This is a genomic window from Bradyrhizobium sp. WSM4872, assembly GCF_055811715.1.
In genome coordinates this window covers 70989-89236 of record NZ_JBVVPT010000018.1, presented here as the reverse complement: position 1 = coordinate 89236, position 18248 = coordinate 70989, and the positions used below count along the sequence as shown (strand labels likewise).

The 18248-nt window shown below is 64.2% G+C and carries 18 protein-coding genes; 8 read left to right on the top strand and 10 right to left on the bottom strand.

Translation table 11 applies throughout. The features are described from left to right. Positions 1-94: 94 nt before the first annotated feature. Positions 95-751 carry a DsbA family protein gene (locus AC0L3C_RS23010; RefSeq protein ID WP_007607089.1) on the bottom strand — a complete coding sequence of 219 codons (657 nt, stop codon included), beginning with the start codon at positions 749-751 and terminating at the stop codon, positions 95-97. 127 nt (positions 752-878) lie between these two features. Next, positions 879-1373, bottom strand: coding sequence for a DUF721 domain-containing protein (locus AC0L3C_RS23005; RefSeq protein ID WP_473262851.1), 495 nt, complete (start codon positions 1371-1373; stop codon positions 879-881). 122 nt (positions 1374-1495) lie between these two features. On the opposite strand from AC0L3C_RS23005, the gene mutY reads away from it, so the two are divergent. Then, positions 1496-2641 (top strand): A/G-specific adenine glycosylase, encoded by a 1146-nt coding sequence (mutY, locus tag AC0L3C_RS23000; RefSeq protein ID WP_473409051.1) that lies wholly within the window; start codon positions 1496-1498, stop codon positions 2639-2641. A gap of 24 nt (positions 2642-2665) precedes the next feature. Continuing rightward, positions 2666-3088, top strand: coding sequence for a PaaI family thioesterase (locus AC0L3C_RS22995; RefSeq protein WP_473262853.1), 423 nt, complete (start codon positions 2666-2668; stop codon positions 3086-3088). 205 nt (positions 3089-3293) lie between these two features. Here the strand turns inward: AC0L3C_RS22995 and AC0L3C_RS22990 are convergent, their stop codons facing one another. Then, positions 3294-4571, bottom strand: coding sequence for a flavin-dependent oxidoreductase (locus tag AC0L3C_RS22990; protein WP_473409050.1), 1278 nt, complete (start codon positions 4569-4571; stop codon positions 3294-3296). A gap of 140 nt (positions 4572-4711) precedes the next feature. Here AC0L3C_RS22990 and AC0L3C_RS22985 point away from each other — a divergent pair, with 140 nt between their 5' ends. Further along, the gene (locus AC0L3C_RS22985) at positions 4712-5332 is read left to right on the top strand and encodes a glutathione S-transferase family protein (protein WP_473409049.1); all 621 of its coding nucleotides are present in this window, start codon (positions 4712-4714) and stop codon (positions 5330-5332) included. Between the two features lie 198 nt (positions 5333-5530). On the opposite strand, the gene AC0L3C_RS22980 is transcribed toward AC0L3C_RS22985, so the two are convergent. After that, positions 5531-6445 carry a LysR family transcriptional regulator gene (locus AC0L3C_RS22980; RefSeq protein WP_473409048.1) on the bottom strand — a complete coding sequence of 305 codons (915 nt, stop codon included), beginning with the start codon at positions 6443-6445 and terminating at the stop codon, positions 5531-5533. Between the two features lie 91 nt (positions 6446-6536). Between AC0L3C_RS22980 and AC0L3C_RS22975 the strand changes: the two genes are divergently transcribed. Further along, complete coding sequence (locus AC0L3C_RS22975; protein WP_473278944.1) at positions 6537-6980, top strand: nuclear transport factor 2 family protein; 444 nt, start codon at positions 6537-6539, stop codon at positions 6978-6980. A gap of 335 nt (positions 6981-7315) precedes the next feature. Then, on the top strand, positions 7316-9325 hold the full coding sequence (locus AC0L3C_RS22970) for a HAMP domain-containing methyl-accepting chemotaxis protein (RefSeq protein WP_473262856.1): 2010 nt from the start codon (positions 7316-7318) through the stop codon (positions 9323-9325). A gap of 58 nt (positions 9326-9383) precedes the next feature. On the opposite strand, the gene AC0L3C_RS22965 is transcribed toward AC0L3C_RS22970, so the two are convergent. The 3 genes from AC0L3C_RS22965 to AC0L3C_RS22955 all read right to left on the bottom strand — a co-directional run bounded on the left by AC0L3C_RS22965 (position 9384) and on the right by AC0L3C_RS22955 (position 11780). Further along, the gene (locus tag AC0L3C_RS22965; protein WP_473409047.1) at positions 9384-10070 is read right to left on the bottom strand and encodes a glutathione S-transferase family protein; all 687 of its coding nucleotides are present in this window, start codon (positions 10068-10070) and stop codon (positions 9384-9386) included. Between the two features lie 132 nt (positions 10071-10202). Beyond that, entirely contained in the window at positions 10203-10529 is a 327-nt protein-coding gene (locus AC0L3C_RS22960) for a hypothetical protein (protein WP_473262858.1), read from the bottom strand. A 120-nt stretch (positions 10530-10649) separates the two neighbouring features. Then, positions 10650-11780 carry a site-specific DNA-methyltransferase gene (locus AC0L3C_RS22955; protein WP_007607106.1) on the bottom strand — a complete coding sequence of 377 codons (1131 nt, stop codon included), beginning with the start codon at positions 11778-11780 and terminating at the stop codon, positions 10650-10652. Between the two features lie 405 nt (positions 11781-12185). Between AC0L3C_RS22955 and ypfJ the strand changes: the two genes are divergently transcribed. Together ypfJ and moaB are read left to right on the top strand one after the other, a co-directional pair. Next, positions 12186-13121: a KPN_02809 family neutral zinc metallopeptidase gene (ypfJ, locus tag AC0L3C_RS22950; RefSeq protein ID WP_027516429.1), complete on the top strand. Its 936-nt coding sequence runs from the start codon at positions 12186-12188 to the stop codon at positions 13119-13121. Positions 13122-13256: 135 nt separating this feature from the next. After that, positions 13257-13820: a molybdenum cofactor biosynthesis protein B gene (gene moaB, locus AC0L3C_RS22945; RefSeq protein WP_473409046.1), complete on the top strand. Its 564-nt coding sequence runs from the start codon at positions 13257-13259 to the stop codon at positions 13818-13820. 270 nt (positions 13821-14090) lie between these two features. Here the strand turns inward: moaB and AC0L3C_RS22940 are convergent, their stop codons facing one another. After that, on the bottom strand, positions 14091-15017 hold the full coding sequence (locus AC0L3C_RS22940) for a bifunctional helix-turn-helix transcriptional regulator/GNAT family N-acetyltransferase (RefSeq protein ID WP_473262860.1): 927 nt from the start codon (positions 15015-15017) through the stop codon (positions 14091-14093). A gap of 62 nt (positions 15018-15079) precedes the next feature. Next, positions 15080-15655, bottom strand: coding sequence for a glycosyltransferase family protein (locus AC0L3C_RS22935; protein ID WP_007607113.1), 576 nt, complete (start codon positions 15653-15655; stop codon positions 15080-15082). A gap of 329 nt (positions 15656-15984) precedes the next feature. Between AC0L3C_RS22935 and AC0L3C_RS22930 the strand changes: the two genes are divergently transcribed. Beyond that, complete coding sequence (locus AC0L3C_RS22930) at positions 15985-16824, top strand: RMD1 family protein (RefSeq protein ID WP_473262861.1); 840 nt, start codon at positions 15985-15987, stop codon at positions 16822-16824. A 231-nt stretch (positions 16825-17055) separates the two neighbouring features. On the opposite strand, the gene AC0L3C_RS22925 is transcribed toward AC0L3C_RS22930, so the two are convergent. Beyond that, positions 17056-18243: an acetate/propionate family kinase gene (locus AC0L3C_RS22925; RefSeq protein WP_473409045.1), complete on the bottom strand. Its 1188-nt coding sequence runs from the start codon at positions 18241-18243 to the stop codon at positions 17056-17058. Positions 18244-18248 lie beyond the last annotated feature (5 nt).

The following is an 18248-nucleotide window of genomic DNA, read 5'->3' as shown; positions in this document are numbered from 1 at the left end:
CGCGAGGGCAACCGGCGAAAGCCGCTTTTCCCAAGGGATTTATGCCGGGAAAGATACGGCTATCGAGATGCGAATCAGGATATTGACGAGCGAATCAGCTCTTGAGCAGCGGATTGATCTTCTTGGCGAATTCCTCGAACGAGGTCTCGCCCTTGATCTTCTCGCCGTTGACGAAGAACGTCGGCGTCGAATCGACCTTCAGAACGTCGCTGGCATATTTCTGGTCGGCGGCGATCTTGTCGAGCAGCGCCTGGTCCTTCAGGCAAGCCTCGACCTGCTGCTGGGTGAGACCGGCCTGCTTGCCGATCCGGGTCAGGGTCTCCGTGGTGTTCTTCACCACCCAGTCGTTCTGCTGGCGGAACAGCATGTCGGTGACGGCAAAGTATTTCGGCGCGTCGCCATTGGCGATGCAGCGCGACAGCATCGAGCCGGCGGCGGCTTTGATGTCGAGCGGGAACTCGCGGAAGACGTAACGCACCTTGCCGGTGTCGATGTATTCCGACTTGATCTTGGGAAACACCTGCTCGTTGAAGGCCGCGCAATGTGGGCAGGTCATCGAGGCGTATTCGGTGATGGTGACGGCGGCGTCCTTCGGGCCCAGCGCCATGTCGGGCAGCGACACCGGCTTGGCGACGTCGCCAGCGGCCTGCGCGATAGCTTCCGAGATGAACCGCAGCGGTGAGAGCCCGGCGACCGCGGCAAGCCCGGTCAGCGACAGCATCGTGTTGAAGGCGCGGCGGGTGATGATCAAGGTCGGCTCCCGGATTGGCGTGGTGTCGCCCGAAATTCCTATTCAGACGGCCTGTCGCTAGCTTGAAACGTCGTTTGAGGCAATGGCGAGCGGCAAGGACAGGTCCAGTTTGGCCGCAGAATAAGGCTCAATTTCGCTTGATGGCGGCCCCGAGGCGCGCCAGCGCCGACTTCAATTGTTCATCTTCGATGTCGCCCAGGCGCTCAGCTACCTCGGCCACCGACTTGGCATCCGGCGGGTCGGGCCGGGTTGGCCGTCGGGCGCGCGACAGCGGAGCCTGGCGGAAGGCCAGCTTGCCGACCGCGCTCCAGCCGAAGAACCGGTTGACCCGCTGCAGGATCACATCGGCGGAGTGCTGGATCTCCAGCGCCATCGGCCCTTCGACCCGCAGCACCAGCGTTGCCGGCTCCTGCGGCTGGCCCTCGACCGGCCGGGGCCATTGCATCTTGAGCGGCTCGGCATGGGCCGCGATCTCCGGCCCGGCAATCTGCGCCCACCGCGTCACCAACTCACGGGCAGCAAATCCCTGCTTGGCATAGGCCTCGGCAAAGACGTCGTTGAGCAGGAGCGACAGCGGCTTGGCGCTGATGGGCCCTGGTTTGATGGGGCGAAGCTTGGACATGGGACCTTATAGCACTCCGGGGCGTCGGCCACAGGCTCTTCGCCGCGAAGAAAGACGTGGATGCCCGCGCCCAGCGTGGGCATGACGTGGAGAGATCGGTGCATTGCCGCTACAGTGCGAGCATGAGCCCCAAATCCGCCCTTAAAGCGAAATCGGAACCGCTTCAGCCGGAGACCTCGTCGCGCCCACTCGCGCTGCTCGATTGGTACGACCGCCACCGCCGCCGATTGCCCTGGCGCGCTGCGCCCGGCGAGGCATCCGACCCCTACCGCGTCTGGCTGTCCGAGATCATGCTGCAGCAGACCACGGTGAAGGCGGTCGGGCCCTATTTCGAAAAATTCGTCGCGCGCTGGCCGGATGTCACCGCGCTCGGACGGGCCTCGCAGGAGGACGTGCTGCGGATGTGGGCCGGGCTCGGCTATTATTCTCGCGCTCGTAATCTCCATGCCTGCGCGGTTGCGGTGACGCGCGAGCATGGCGGCACCTTTCCCGACACCGAACTGGGTCTGCGCGCACTACCGGGCGTCGGGCCCTATACGGCGGCAGCAATCGCGGCGATCGCGTTCGACCGCCGCACCATGCCGGTCGACGGCAATATCGAGCGCGTGGTCTCGCGGCTCTTTGCAGTTGAAGAAGATCTCCCGCAGGCCAAGCCGCTGATTCAGGAGTTGGCGGCGACGCTGCTTGCGGACTCTCGCGCCGGCGACAGCGCGCAGGCGCTGATGGATCTGGGCGCCTCGATTTGCACGCCGAAAAAGCCGGCCTGCTCGCTATGCCCACTCAATGAGGATTGTACGGCGCGCGCGCTGGGAACGCAGGAAACGTTTCCGCGCAAGGCGCCGAAGAAGAGCGGCGCGTTACGGCGCGGCGCGGCCTTCGTTGTCACGCGCGGCGACGAGCTTCTCGTCCGCAGCCGCCCCGAAAAGGGTCTGCTTGGCGGCATGACCGAGGTGCCGGGGTCGGACTGGCTGGCCGGACAGGACGACGCCAAGGCAAAACAGCAGGCGCCCGAGTTGAAGGGGTTGTCGCGCTGGCAGCGCAAGGTCGGCGTCGTCACCCACGTCTTCACGCATTTTCCGCTGGAACTGGTGGTCTACACGGCGAGTGTGGAAGCGCGGACGCGGGCACCCGCCGGCATGCGCTGGGTGCCCATCGCCACTCTGGCCGACGAAGCATTGCCCAACGTCATGCGTAAGGTGATTGCGCATGGATTGGACCCCCTAGCAGCCCATCCTGCTGACAAGATGCTGGCAGCAGGCCTGCGTTAGCTGTGGCCGGCAACGGAGGCTCGCATGATCAAGACCGCGCTGGACAACTTTCCCAGGCCACCCTGTGCCGAGCTATTGGGGTGGCGCCTGCTCGATGCCCGTCCCGGGGAAGGCTGGATCAAGCTCGCCTTCGACGGCAAGCCGGAGTTCTGCAATCCAGCCGGCTTCATCCAGGGCGGCATGCTCTCGGCCATGCTGGACGACACGATGGGCCCCGCCGTGCTGGTGATGAGCGAGGGCCGGCTCTACACCACTACCATCAGCATGACCGTGAATTTCCTGGCGCCCGCCAAGCCCGGACCGATTATCGGCGAGGCCAAGGTGACGCAGCTCGGCAGGACGATTGCATTCGTCGAGGCCAGGCTGACGGCGGAAGACGGAACGGTGCTGGCGACGGCAAGCGCGAGCGAGCGGCTGCTCGAAGCGGCGAGGGTGGTGGGCAAATAGCTGCCGCGCACTCTTCCTTCCTTCTCCCCTTGTGGGAGAAGGTGGCGCGAAGCGCCGGATGAGGGGTTGGTTCAGCGAGTTCTAATGCGAGTTGGTTTCGCGGAGACAGACCCCTCACCTGAGTGAGTCCGCGTCTACCGGCGTCGCTGCCCTCTCCCGCAAGGGGCGAGGGCCCATCAACGTGCGTCTCGCTTCGTGCGAATACTCATTTCGTCGCGCGCGCACCCGCGCTCACGATCGGCGGCTTCGCATTCAGCGCTTCCACCTGGAAGCCGGCGACGCGCTTGTAGTTGGCGGCAACATCCTCGAGCTCCTGTTGCGACAGCACGTCAGTGACGACCTTGTAGCCGTCGGGCGCGCGCTCCTCGACGAGCTGCATCACCTGTTCGGGGCCGTTCTTGCGGTTGAGCAGGACGAGACTGGTGGTTGCGGACCGCCGCTCGGCCTCATAGGCGAGCAGGGCCGCCTGCGTCGGGCCGTGCGCCAGGATCTCGCGGGTGATGGTGCGGGCATCGAGGATCGCCTGCGAGGCGCCGTTGGAGCCGATGGGGTACATCGGATGTGCGGCGTCGCCCATCAGCGTGACGCGGCCGAAAGTCCATTGTGACACCGGATCGCGATCGACCAGCGGATATTCATAGGCATGCGGGCAGTTCTTGATCAGGCCGGGCACGTCGAGCCAGTCGAACTGCCAGCTCTCGAACCAGGGCAAGAACTCTTCCAGCCGCGCGGTGCGGTTGTAGTCCTCGCGCCGCCATTGATATGTCGGCGGCATGTGGCGCTCGGCAACCCAGTTGATCAGATGGTTGCCCGCGGCGTCCGGCGCCTTCGAGATCGGATAGCAGACGAATTTCAGGATCTCGTGGCCGGCCATGATCATGGTGCGGCCGCTGAGGAAGGCTTTTGCAGGGGTGACGCCGCGCCAGAGGATGCGGCCGTTCCAGATCGGCGGGCCTTCGTCGGGATAGAGTTTTTCTCGCGCGGCGGAATGGATGCCGTCGGCGGCGATCAGGATCGTGCCGTCGTAAGTCCCCGCGGCCCTGCCGGTGGCCTTGTCGATGAAATCGGCGCGCACGCCGTCGGCGGTTTCGCTCCAGCCGGTCAGATGATGGCTGGTGAGGATGTTGTCGCGGCCAAGGCGCTCGATCGCGGTGTCGAGCAGCAATTGCTGGAGCGTGCCGCGATGGATCGAAAACTGCGGCCATTTATAGCCGGCCTCCAGCCCGCGCGGCTCGCTCCAGATCGGCTTGCCGTGCTTGGAGAAATAGGCCAACTCACGTGTGCGCACGCCGGCGGCATCGAGCTTGTCCATCAGCCCGAGCTCGATCAGCTCGCGCACGGCGTGCGGCAGCACGTTGATGCCGACACCGAGCGGCCGCAGCTCGGCGACGCTCTCGAACACTTTCACGGGAATGCCGATTCCGTGCAGACTGAGCGCAAGCGTCAGCCCGCCGATGCCGCCACCGGCGATGAGTACGGTCATGGGAAAGCCCTCCAACTAGGGGCGTCTTGGCACAGCCGGCCGCCGGTGGGCAACTGCGAAGAGCAAGAGCACCGAAAACGCCATGCTATGGACCTCGGGGCCCGCAGCCGTTAACTTCCGGCTTTCCCATGAGGTCCGACATGCTCAAGCTCTACTACGCCACCGGCACCTGCGCGCTCGCCACCTACATCACTTTGGAAGAAGCCGGCGCCGACTACGCGGCCGAGCGGCTGAGCTTCAAGACCAACCAGCAGAACAGCGCGGAGTACCTCGCGATCAACCCGAAAGGCCGCGTCCCCGCGCTGGTGACCGATCGCGGTGTCCTGACCGAGACCCCGGCGATGCTGGCCTATCTCGCGCAGACGTTCCCCAAGGCCAAGCTCGCGCCGCTCGACGATCCCTTCGACTTCGCCCAGGTGCAGTCCTTCAACTCCTACCTCTGCTCGACCGTGCACATCAACCATGCCCACAAGATGCGCGGCGCGCGCTGGGCGAGCGAAGAAAGCTCGTTCGCCGACATGAAGGCGATGATCCCGAAGACCATGGGCGCCTGCTTCGCCCTGGTCGAGCAGAAGATGTACAAGGGACCCTGGGTGATGGGCGAACAGTACACGATCTGCGATCCTTATCTTTACACCCTGTCGACCTGGCTCGAAGGCGATAGCGTCGATATCAACGCGACGCCGAAGATCGCCGATCATTTCAAGCGCATGTCCGACCGTCCCGCCGTGCGCAAGGTGATGGACGCGCAGAAGGCGTGACAAACTCGATGTCGTCCCGGGCAAGCGCAAGCGCAAGCGCAGACCGGGACCCATACCGCGGAATCTATCGATTGTGCTCGGTTGAAGTACCGAACGACCAGTCTTCGTCAAACTACGCCCTGGGGTTATGGGTCCCGGATCAGCGCTCCGCTTCGCTGCGCTTGTCCGGGACGACACCGAGATTGGTGAAGCCGCCTCTTAAGAAGCTTTCTTCTCCAATTGCCGTCCCGTCTCCAGCATCAGCCGCCTGAGCCAGATCGAGCCCGGATCCATCTGTGCGCGGGTCGGGTAGAACATGAACTGCTCGTCGATGCCGGGGTCGAGCGGTGGCGTCACCGTGACGAGGCCGAGCTGCTTGGACAGCGCCGCGATCAGCCGGCGCGGCACGAAGGCGACGAGGTCGGTGCGGGCGGCGACGTGCAGCGCTTCGAGATAACCCGGGACGACGAGAGCGATGTGCCGGTCGATGCCCTTGGTGCGTAGCCAGGTGTCGATCAGGTCCTCCGGCTGGCCGCGGATGATTACGCCGACATGGCGTGCGGCCAGAAACATCTCGCGCCGCTTCAGCTTCGTGGCCACGGGGTGGCCGCGCCGTACCGCCAGCGCGTCGCTGTCGGTGTAGAGCAGCTGGCGGTGAAAGCCCTTGAAGGCGTTGCCGATCGAGATCACGAGATCGATGGTGCGGGCGAACTCCGCGTGGAAGATCGCAGGCCCCCGCCACGGCACCACGTCGATTCGGACATTGGGCGCGGCCTGGGTCACCTTTTCCATCAAGGGCGGCATCAACAGCTCGACCGCGAGATCTGGCATCATCAGGCGGAATTGCCGCTCGCTGCGCGCCGCGTCGAATTCATCCGATAGGAACAGCCCGCGCACCTGATCGAGCGCCTGCGCCAGCGGCGCGCGCAAGGCTTGCGCCCGCGGCGTCAGTTCCATCCGGGCACCTGTGCGTACCAAGAGCGGATCGCCAAAGATGTCGCGCAGACGCTGGAGCGCATGACTCGCCGCCGGCTGCGACAGCCCGATCCGCAAGGCGGCGCGGCTGACGCTGACCTCGCGCAACAGTGCGTCGAGCGCGGTCAGGAGATTGAGGTCGAGCGAATTCAAATTCATAGAGCGAATAGATATCATATCCACTATCGATTTGAAGAATTTAGAGCCGGCGGCGATGATCTCGATTGTTCTCACCAAGGGAGATGCCGCCATGAACGCGAGCGCCAACAAGAAACTGATGCAGGATATCTTTGCAGCCGCCGCCAGCCTCGATCCGGCTGCGCGCGACCGCGGCTTGTTCACCGAAAGTCTTGCCGACGACGCCAAATGGATCGTGACCGGCCAGTACTCCTGGTCGCGCACCTTTTCGGGCAAACAGGCGATCCTCAACGATCTGCACGGTTATGTGCGGACCCGTCTTGTCGACCGGACACGGACGGTCGCCCACCGCTTCATCGCCGACGGCGATATCGTCGTCGTCGAAGCAAAGGGCGACAATGTCACGCCAGAAGGCGTGCGCTACGACAACGACTATTGTCTCGTGTTTCGGCTCGAGGACGGCAAGATCAAGGAGATCCGAGAATATTGCGACTCGGTGCTGACCGAGAAGGCCCTCGGCCCGTTTCCGCAAACGATCGTGAGGGCCGCGAGCTGAGCGGATCGAGCGGCGTCGCGTCCGCCGGCCGGTGCCGTCCGCTGCGGTCGGCGAGGGGCGTGTTGGTCGCGCAGGCCGGTAGGCTGCAGCGGCATGCAGGCCGCTGCGGGTTTCGCACCAAAACCTTGCTCACCTGCCGATAAAATCAGCAGATGTTGTGCCGCCTGGCGCATACGCGCGCGAAAAATTTGAAGGTTCAATTAACGAGTGTCCCCCATTGTGTCGCGGTGCAGCGTGGGTCGCGAAAGACGCGACGCGCGGCTGCCAGGGCGGCGCGACAATGGCCGGAGTTGTTCGTCCGCCCGAATTCACATGCTTCTGAGTGGACAGTGGGAATGCCGAAGTTTCGTTTGCGGATCAGGGGACGCCTGTACGCGGGTTTCATGGCCTTGGTGGCGGTTGGTCTTGTGATGGCGGTGGTCGCCATCTGGAATTTGCAGTCCGTCCAGGATCAGGTCGCAAAACTCTCCAAATTGTCGGACAGCACGGCGCGCATCCTGGAGATATCGACCCATCTTCAGGCCATCCAGCGAGCCAATCTGCGCTACGTCTACGACGCCAACGAGCCTGCGATGCGGGAGGCTGCCGAGCGAGAGAACGCGGCGACCGGGCTGTTGCAGCTCGGAGCAAAGGGCACCCTCTCGGAGGATCGGCGGAAGCTCTACAACGATCTGATCGCCGACATCGCCAAAATGAAAAGCCTGCGTGACAGTCTCGGCGACGCCGTCAACGAGGCCCGGACCGGCAAGGCGACGCTGTTGCCGAGTGGCGAAGAGCTGACCGTCAAGATGGCCAAGCTGGTCGATGTGGCCCGCGCCGCCGCTGACGACGACACGGTGTCGCTCGTCGCGGACCTCGAGTCCCGGGTCCTGCTGGTTCGAATCGCGAACTGGCGCTTCCTCGCTCTGCGCGACACCAACGGGCCCACCGCCTTCAGAACCAATGTCGACAGGGCGGTGCAGCGGCTGGCAGCCGTCGAAAGGAGCCCGCAGGCGGCGGACCTTCGCTCGTCTCTGACGCCTGTGAAGACCGCCCTCGGTATCTACAAATCCGCGTTCGAAACGACCTCTGCCGCGATGCTGCGGTCCGACGAGATCTACCACAAGGATCTCGCACCGCTCATCTCTGCGAGCATCGCCAAGCTCAAGGTCGCGGAAACCACCTTGAAGACCGATTACAACGATTCGCGCACCGCGGCCGATGCCGTGATCGACGGCACGACCTCGCTGCAGGGGATCGCCGGGGGCCTCGCCGTCCTGTTCGGACTGGTCGTCGCCTTCCTGACCGCCCGCAGCATCGTGGGGCCGCTGACCTCGATGACGCGCGCAATGGGGCTGCTTGCCGGGGGCAATCTCGCCGTCGAGATCCCCTCGCGCGGCAAGGCCGACGAGATCGGCGACATGGCCAAGGCGATCGACGTCTTCAAGACCAACATGATCGAGACCGAAAGGCTGCGCCACGAGCAGACGGCAACCGAGGCCCGCCAGGCCGAGAGCCGCAAGGCCGACATGGCCCGGCTCGCCAGTCAGTTCGAGCAGGCGGTGGGCGAGATCGTCGACACCGTATCCTCGGCATCGCAGGAGCTCGAGGGCTCGGCCGGCACCTTGACCGCGACCGCGAGGCGCGCTCAGGATCTCTCCACCGAAGTGCAATCCGCCTCCCAGGAAGCCTCGGCCAATGTGCAGGCGGTCGCCTCCGCGACCGAGGAGTTGTCCTCTTCGGTGACGGAGATCGCGCGCCAGGTGCAGGAATCGGCGCGCATCGCCGGCGAAGCCGTCGGTCAGGTGAGCAAGACCAACGCGCGCGTGAGCGAGCTGTCCAAGGCTGCAGCCCGCATCGGCGACGTGGTCGAGCTGATCAGCACCATCGCCGGCCAGACCAACCTCCTGGCGCTGAATGCCACCATCGAGGCGGCGCGCGCGGGTGAAGCCGGCCGCGGCTTTGCGGTGGTCGCCTCGGAGGTCAAGGCGCTCGCGGAGCAGACCGCGAGGGCCACCGGCGAGATCGCCCAGCAGGTCTCGGGCATCCAGGCCGCGACGGAGGAATCGGTCGGCTCGATCAGGGAAATCAGCGGCACCATCGAGCGGCTGTCGGAGATCTCGTCGACGGTCGCCGCCGCCGTGGAGGAGCAGGGTGCGGCGACGCAGGAGATCTCCCGCAACGTCCAGCAGGCGGCCCAGGGCACGCAGCTTGTATCGTCCAACATCGGCGACGTGCAGCGCGGCGCGTCCGAGACCGGCTCGGCCTCTTCGCAGGTGCTCTCGGCGGCACGCTCGCTGTCGGCCGACAGCAACCGCTTGAAGCAGGAAGTCGCCAACTTCCTGAACTCGGTCCACGCCGCCTGAGCCTCAAAAACAAAAGGCCACGCGCATGCGCGTGGCCTCGCATTGTGACCTGGCGCGGTCAGGCGACTTTCGTCGTCATGTGCTTGAACATGTTGCTGCGGGCCTCGTCGTCCATCTCCGCCTTGAAGGTGAACTTGTCCTTCAGCGCGATCGCGCGCGTCGCCGCAGGCCGCGCCGTGACCTCGTCCACCAGCCGCTTGACGTTCGGATATCGCGCGAAGGCATCGTCGCCGAGCTTGAACGGCACCATCCGCGCCCAGCCCCACAGCGCCATGTCGACGATCGAATAGCTGTCGCCGACCATGTAGCGGCGGCCTTTGAGGTGACCGTCGAGAATCTTGTAATGGCGATCGGTCTCGAACTGGTAGCGGTTATGCGCGTAATCGTGGTTCTGGTCCTTCGGCGCGAAATGCTTGAAGTGCACGGCCTGGCCCGAATACGGACCAACGCCGGTGGCGACAAACATCAGCCATGACAGCATCTCGCCGCGAGAATTGGCGGCCGGCAAGAATTTGCCGGTCTTCTCGGCGAGATAGAGCAGGATGGCGTTGGAATCGAACACGATGGTGCCGTTGTCGTCGATCGCTGGCACCTTGCCGTTCGGATTGATCTTCAGATAGTCCGGCGCGAACTGCTCGCCCTTGCGGGTGTCGATCTTCACCGGCTCGAAGGGCAGGCCGGCCTCTTCGAGAAAAAGCGCGACCTTGGTCGGGTTCGGCGAGCCATTGAAATAGAATTTGAGCATCGGGCATCTCCCCTGTGTTTGTTGGCTGAGAGTGGAGGCAGCAACATGTCCGCAAGCGGCCTTGTCTTGCCTGAACCTTATCGGGGAGGGCAACCGGCGAGTTTGCCGGGCGGTATCTGCGCGTCACGCAGATCAGCCGGCGTAACAAAGGCCGATCGCCGCCGTAATGACCATGGCCGCGCCCACGAGCTCCAGGCGCAGCCCGAGCCGGGTGGCGATATGCATGTCGGAGGCCCGCGCCTTGCGGTCCGATCCGCGCGCGTAGCCGTGAACGATGACGTCGTGATTGAAGCTGTCATGGGCCTCGTTGCTGCTGGCGAGCCCGACGCAGACCACGAGCACGCCGAACAAGGCGAGGCCAAAGAATCCCAGCAGCGCGATCAGGAACATCGGAAACATGCCGACCAGAAAGATCGGCAGCAGCGGCACCAGCAGCAATGTCTCGGACTGTCGTCGCATGGCTCGACCGGTCAGGACGGGGCGCAGGAGATTAATCTAGTCCCGGCGGCGGCCGTGTTCAACCAGTCTCGTCATTCCGGGGTCGCGCCACGAGGTGCGCTCCGGGATACGAAAGAAAGGCTACCCCGCCGCCATGCCGGCGCGGATCTCGGCGCGAAGCTCGTCGATCAGCTTGAGACCCTTCTTGGTCTCGATGTGCCAGAAGGTCCAGCCGTTGCAGGCTTGCGCGCCTTGCGCCACCGCGCCCATGCGGTGGATGGAGCCGACCTTGTCCCCGAACATGATGGCGCCGTCGGCTCGGACCAGCGCACCGAGCTTCTTCTTGGCGTCGAACAGCTTGGTGCCGGGCATGATCATGCCACGCTCGATCAATTCCGAGAACGCAACCCGCGGCGCTTCGCGCGCCGTCATGAACGGGGCGAGGCTTGCCTCCGGCAACGGCTCGACCGCGGCGATGCGCGCTTGAGCCGCTTTCGCATAGGTCTTGTCGCGCTCGAAGCCGATATAGGAGCGGCCGAGGCGCTTTGCGACCGCGCCGGTGGTGCCGGTGCCGTTGAAGGGGTCGATGACGAGATCGCCGGGTTTGGAGGACGACAGCAGCACGCGCGCGAGCAGGCCTTCCGGCTTCTGCGTCGGGTGCACTTTCTTGCCATCGGCGCCCTTGAGGCGCTCCTCGCCGGTGCAGAGCGGGATCAGCCAGTCGGACCGTGCCTGCACGTCCTCGTTGGCGGCCTTCAGCGCCTCGTAGTTGAAGGTGTAGCCCTTGGCCTTTTCGTCGCGCGCGGCCCAGATCATGGTCTCGTGCGCATTGGTGAAACGGCGGCCGCGGAAATTCGGCATCGGATTGGTCTTGCGCCAGACGATGTCGTTCAGGAGCCAGAAGCCGAGGTCCTGCATGATCGCGCCGACGCGGAAGATGTTGTGATAGGAGCCGATCACCCAGATCGTCGCGGACGGCTTCATCGCGCGGCGGGCGGCGAGCAGCCAGGCGCGGGTGAAATCGTCATAGGCGGAGAACGAATCGAACTTGTCCCAGTCGTCGTCGACGGCATCGACATGGGATTCGTCGGGGCGCTTGAGATCGCCCTTGAGCTGGAGATTGTAGGGTGGATCGGCGAACACCAGGTCGACCGAACCAGCCTGAAGCTTCGACATCTCTGCGACGCAATCGCCGAGGACGATGCTGTGCGAAGGAGACTCAAAATTTGTGCGGGGCGCCCTTGCAGACGCCCCGCGACGCGACTCTACCATGACTCAAGAACTCTGACTCAGGCGACGCTGTCGGCGACGCGGGACCAAACAACCGACTGACCGTTACATTGAAGCGGCAAAGTAAAAATCGACTTAACCCGTGGCTTTCGTGAACAGCCCTCACATCGCGCCTTGCACGCGGTTCGCTCCGCGCATTCTCCATGTTTTGTAGTGTATTTCGTATTTGTTCGCGTTGCGGGAGTAACCGGAGCGCAAAAAGACTCCAAATTTCTCTCGGAAAAAATTGCTCGACGCCCGGAAAAAATTGCTGGCATTGCCCTGCTGTCGTACTAGGCAATAATTGCCGAGCGGGATATTGATTAACGCAAGGGAAATTTTACGTATGTGGCGCGTTGAGCTTTCGCGCTCTTGCGCCGAATTGAGCCAGGACCGAGGGAAGCCGCCATGCGCTACGATGATTTCCGCCGCAGCGACGACATCGAGGATCGTCGCGACGATGGTGGCGGCGGCGGTGGAGGAGGCGGGTTCGGCCTCCCCATGGGCGGCGGCGGGCTCGGGATCGGCACCATCATCGTACTCGGCCTGGTCGGCTACGCCTTCGGCATCGATCCGCGCATCCTGATCGGCGGCGCCGAGATCCTCACCGGTGGCGGCCAGGCGCCGTCCTACCAGACCGATCGCCAATCGTCGTCCAACGCCAAGCGCGGCGCGCCGACCGACGAGATGGGCAGCATGATCTCCGGCATCCTCGGCGAGATCGACGATCGCTGGAGCGAGATATTCCAGGCCTCGGGCCAGTCCTTTACCGGTCCGAAGGTCGTGCTGTTCCGCAACGTCACCAACGGCGGGCGCTGCGGCCGGGCGGAATCGGCGATGGGACCGTTCTATTGTCCGCCGGACAGGACCATCTTCCTCGACACCGGTTTCTTCCGCGAGGTCGAGACGCGTTTTCGCGGCTGCTCCGGCAAGTCCGCTTGTAACTTCACCACCGCCTACATCATCGCCCATGAGGCCGGCCATCACATCCAGAACCTGCTCGGCATCATTCCGCGCGTGACGCGGCTGCAGCAGCAGGCCGGCAGCAAGGCAGAGTCGAATGCACTCCAGGTGAAGGTCGAATTGCAGGCCGACTGCCTGTCCGGCGTCTGGGTCAATCGCGAGGCGAAGAAGCGGCCGAACTTCCTGGAGCCTGGCGACATCGACGCCGCACTCACCACGGCGAGCGCAATCGGTGACGACACGCTGCAGCGCCAGTCCACGGGCCGCGTCGTACCCGATTCCTTCACCCACGGCTCGGCGGCGCAACGCAAACAATGGTTCATGACCGGCTACCAGCAGGGCACCGTCCAAGCCTGCAACACGTTTGGCGGCGGCCAATAGGGGGTATCCGTCATCCTGAGGTGCTCGCCAATTGGCGAGCCTCGAAGGATGGCGAGCCCGTGGCCCCTCCTTCGAGGCGCGCAAGAGCGCGCACCTTAGGATGACGCATTGGGCGGTGAAAGAAGGTGAGTTGCAATGACCTCCACCGACGAAACAAAACAGTTCGTTCCGCTCAACATCGCGGTACTCACCGTGTCCGACACCCGCGCGCTGGCTGACGACAAGTCCGGCCAGACGCTCGCCGACCGTCTCGCCGCTGCCGGCCATCATCTCGCCGCGCGCGAGATCGTCACCGACGACGTCGAGACGATCCGCGCCGTCATCCGCCGCTGGATTGCGGACGCAGGCGTCGACGTCGTCATCACCACCGGCGGCACCGGCTTCACGGGGCGCGACGTCACGCCGGAGGCGATCGAGCCCTTGTTCGAGAAGCGCATGGACGGCTTCTCGATCGCATTCCACATGCTGAGCCACGCCAAGATCGGCACGTCGACGATCCAGAGCCGCGCCACGGCCGGCGTCGCGGGCGCAACCTACATCTTCTGCCTCCCAGGTTCGCCCGGTGCCTGCCGCGACGGCTGGGACGGCATCCTCAAAGCCCAGCTCGACTACCGCACGCGTCCCTGCAATTTCGTCGAGATCATGCCGCGATTGGACGAGCACCTGCGCCGGCCAAAGGCGCAGGGCGCGACGGTGTAGTTGGACATTCCTTCTCCGCTCATGTCCGCCGAAGCTTTAGCGAAGGCGGATGTGGGGGAAGGTGGCATAGGCGGCCTTGGGCCGTCGTTCTCAGAGAACGCCGAAGCGAAGCTTCGGCTATGGCGCCGGATGAGGGGTATCTGTCCATTTGCACAGATGCTTGCGGAGACAACCCCTCACCCAAGTGAGCTTGGGTTTACCAGCATCGCTGCCCTCTCCCGCAAGGGGGGCGAGGGCACATTCATGCGCATCTCGCCCGCTGTTGCAGCATCACAGATCCCGCTCCCACGTTTCCCCAATCAGATCCTGCCCGAAGCTGTGGTGCTTCTCTTCCTTCACGAGCTTGAAGCCTGCACTTTGATAGATGCCACGCGCGGCGACCAGGATGCTTTGCGTCCACAGCGTCATCTTGCTGTAGCCCCTCTCGCGTGCGCCCTGGATGCATTGCTGGACCAGCGCGCGGCCGACACCGAGTCCCCGCGCTTTCTTTTCCACCTGCAACAGGCGCAGCTTGGCGATCTGGTCCGTAGCCTTGACCAGAAAGATCGAGCCGACCGGCTCGCCGCCCACTTCCGCAATCCAGCAGTGCTCGCGCGCGGCGTCATAGTTCTTGATGAACTGTGCGCAGATCTCGGCGACCAGGGCCTCGTAGCTGATGCCCCAGTTGTAGTCGGCCGCATAGGCGGCGGCCTGCCGGGAGATGACCCAGCCCATGTCGCCGACGCGATGGCTGCGCAGCATGAAAGCCGCGGGCTGGCTTCGACGCTCCAGCACGGCCTCGATGGTCGCCATAGCCTGTGTGAGCCGCGTTGCATCGCTGGCCGAAAGCTGAGCCAGCATTGCGGCGACCTCATTTTGCGAGCCCAGGTTCAGCTTGGCAAAGGTCTGGCGCCCCTTGGCGGTGAGGCTGAGCTGGTATTGCCTGCGATCCGCGGGCAGGGGCTTGCGGGTGATCAGGCCCTTTTCATCGAAGCTTTGCACGATCCGGCTCAGATAGCCGGGGTCAAGGCCAAGCTCGTTGCCGATCTCCTTTGCGGCCAGGTCGTCCCGTTGCGCGAGCTCGTAGAGCACGCGGGCCTCGCTGAGCGAGAACGGGCTTTTTCCAAGGTGCTGGTCGAGCACGCCAAGTTTGCGGGTGTAGAAGCGGTTGAAGGCGCGGACCGCTGCGATGTGGTCGTTGGAAGGATTGAACGACATGGGTCACCTCGATATTTGCCATTGTCAAATAATTATTTGACTTTGGCAAGTATCTAGGTGCCTCAGCCGACCATGACGATCCGGCTGCGCAGCATGATGCGCGACGAGCGACCGAGCCGCCGCAGCAGCCGCGCCTCGGAGCGGCGGGCTTGGGGCGGGTAGCCGCCGATGCGGTCGTAGTGATCACGCGCGATCAAAAGTCCCTGATCGCCGAAGGGCCCAACGAGCTTGCGCATCAGGGCCCGGAGGATATCGCGGAAACCGGCATCTGCGTAGGGCGAGCGCGCATAGCGGAAGACGGCCGCACGATCCCGGCCGCTGGTCGAGACCGACTGGATGAACTGGGTGGTTTCCTCGATCCAGCCGGTTTCCAGCACGGCGCCGGCAGGGAGGAACATCAGCCAGGACGAACGGGCCTGGAGTGCGCCGGCGGCAAGCGCGGCGCCTTGCGTGGATCCTTCGAAGCCGATGAAACGGCAGCCCGCGACGTCGGCAACGCGCTCGATGACGCCGTTGCGGGTGCCGTCGACCAGGAGCACTTCCCGGATGATGCCTGCGGCGGCACCGGGTACCAGCGCGGCCAGAGTTGCGACCGCGGTCTGCTCGACGCCTTCGGTCGGAATGATGACGCTCAGCATGATTGAAGCTTCAGTGTCCACACTTCGGGAGAAGCGTAGCTCATTATGATGGAGTCATAAAACATGTGACGCTGCCGAGTGCAACTTTCCGGCCCCGCTTCGGTATACGATGGTAAACCGCTGCAGCTGCCGCATCCAAATATGCCCCGTACAGGGCCGCGATATTGCCAATCTGTCGCCCCAAGCCTGTCCTGTCCGTATTAGTCCGGAGATGTGCCGCAACATTGCCCGGCGCACCGGCCGTTCGCAATCCTGCAAGAGGAGGATGCGATAGCGGACGAGCGCGAGAACAGGAAAAACGTGCAATGGTGCTGCTGAAGAGGCTTCGAATGAACGCCGATCAACTTGCTGTTAACTCGCCAGCCACATCTCCCAGGCCGGACGGCGCACCGACCTTGCGGATACGCGCCGTGATGCTCGGTGAACGCATCAATCCCTCCGGACTCGAAATGGGCGCGACAGTCTCATCGACGCCGGCCGCCTTCCGCGTCCATGCCGGCCTTGCGGTCATCTTCCGCTACGGCGTCGTGGTGCTGATCGGTCTCCTCCCTTCGGAGGAGAAAGTGCTGATCGACAGCCTGAAGCCCCGCGTGATCGGCGAGTTCAGCCCCTACGAGGAAGAGATCGCACATGCGCAACTCTGCAAGGACGAAAGCGCCGAGGCTATCCAGCCGGGCGGCCCGATCTGCCTCGCCAAATTCTCCGACGACCGGCTGTTGCTGATCGCGGACGCGCTTGCAAAGAGCACCTCGCTCGCACGTGACGAGCGCCGCGTCGCCGCGGTCTTCGACGTGATCGAGCCATTTGCGCGCAAGCTCGCCGAGCAGGGCCGCACGCCGCCCCGGCGCAAAGGCATCTTGCAATTGATCGGCAATGCGCTTCTCGTCCAGCAGCGCGTCGCCGGCCGTGTTGCGGTGGCCGAGAAACCCGACGTGCTCTGGGAGAAACCCGAACTCGACCGGCTCTATGCCCGCCTTGAAGACGAGTACGAACTGAAGGAGCGCCTGGACACGCTCGAGCGCAAGCTCGCCGCCGTGTCCGCGACCGCAAACGCGCTTACCGACATCATCGATACCCAGCGCTCGCTCCGCCTCGAAATCGCGGTGGTGGTGCTGATCGTGATCGAGGTCGCGATCGGGTGTTTCCAGATTTGGTCGGGGACGCACTAGAATGCGCGGGCCGCCGGATCAATTTACCCTGCGATCGAGATGCTCGTGACTGCGCCCTCGCCCCTTGCGGGAGAGGGCAGCACCGCGATGAGACACAAACTCACAGGGGTGAGGGTATGTCTCCGCATACTCACATGCATATGTAAGCGACGAAAGAACCCTTCATCCGGCGCTTCGCGCCACCTTCTCCCGCAAGGGAGAAGGGAAGCAACGCCGACCGTACGCCGTTGATCACGAGCAGACGGCCCGCAGCACCGCCGCACAATGCCGTGCGATCATCAGTTCCTCATCCGTTGGAATGACGAAGACATCGACCGTGCTATCGCCACTGTTGATGCGCTCGCGCGCCGCATCATTCGCAGCCGCATCGATGCGCACTCCGAGCCAGTCGAGACGCTCACCGATCGCACTGCGGATTTCCCTGGCATGCTCGCCGATGCCGCCGGTGAAGACCAGGCAGTCCAGCCCGGCAAGCGTTGTCGCCATCGCCGCCACTTCCTGCGCGGCGCGGAAGGTGAAGAGCTCGACCGCCTCCCGTGCCGCAGCTTCGCTGCTTGCAAGCAGCGTGCGCATGTCCGAAGCGATGCGGGAGACGCCGAGCAGTCCCGATTCGTGATAGAGCAGGTGCTGGACATCTTCGACCGACATCTTCTCGTGCTGTTGCAGATAGAGCAGCACGCCCGGGTCGATCCTGCCGCAGCGCGTGCCCATCACCAGCCCGTCGAGCGGCGTCAGCCCCATCGTTGTGTCGATGCTGCGGCCGTCGCGCAAGCCGCACAGGCTCGCGCCGTTGCCGAGATGCGCGATCACAGTGCGCTTCGGTACGAGCTGCGGCGCGATTCGGGCGAGCCGTCCCGCGACATATTCGAACGAGAGGCCATGAAATCCGTAGCGCCGGACGCCGCGCTCTTCATAACGCCGCGGGATGGCGAAGCGGCTGGCAGGCGGCGCAATGCCGTGGTGGAAAGCGGTGTCGAAGCAGGCAATGTGCGTCAGGTCGGGCCTGATGGCCCTGATGGCACGGACCGGCGCCAGGCACCGCGGCTGGTGCAGCGGCGCCAGCGGCGTCAACGCCTCCAGCTTTGCGGTGACATCGTCCGTCAGCTCGACCGGCGCGGAATAGTGCGGACCGCCATGGACGACACGATGGCCGACGGCGCGCAAGCGACGATCGCCGAAACGATCCTCGATGAAGCCGAGCACGTCGGCGAACAGGTGATCGCTGGCCGCATCCGACGCTTCCCTCCGATTCTCGAACAGGTCTTCGCCCTCGGGGCTCTTCACGACGAGCCGCGGCTTCGTCTCGTGCTCGTCGAGCAGGCCCTTGCAGAGCAGGGTGGGCCCGGCCGCCGAGATATCGAACAGGCCGAATTTGATGCTCGAGGATCCCGAGTTGAGAACGAGAACTGTGTTCGACATCGCTG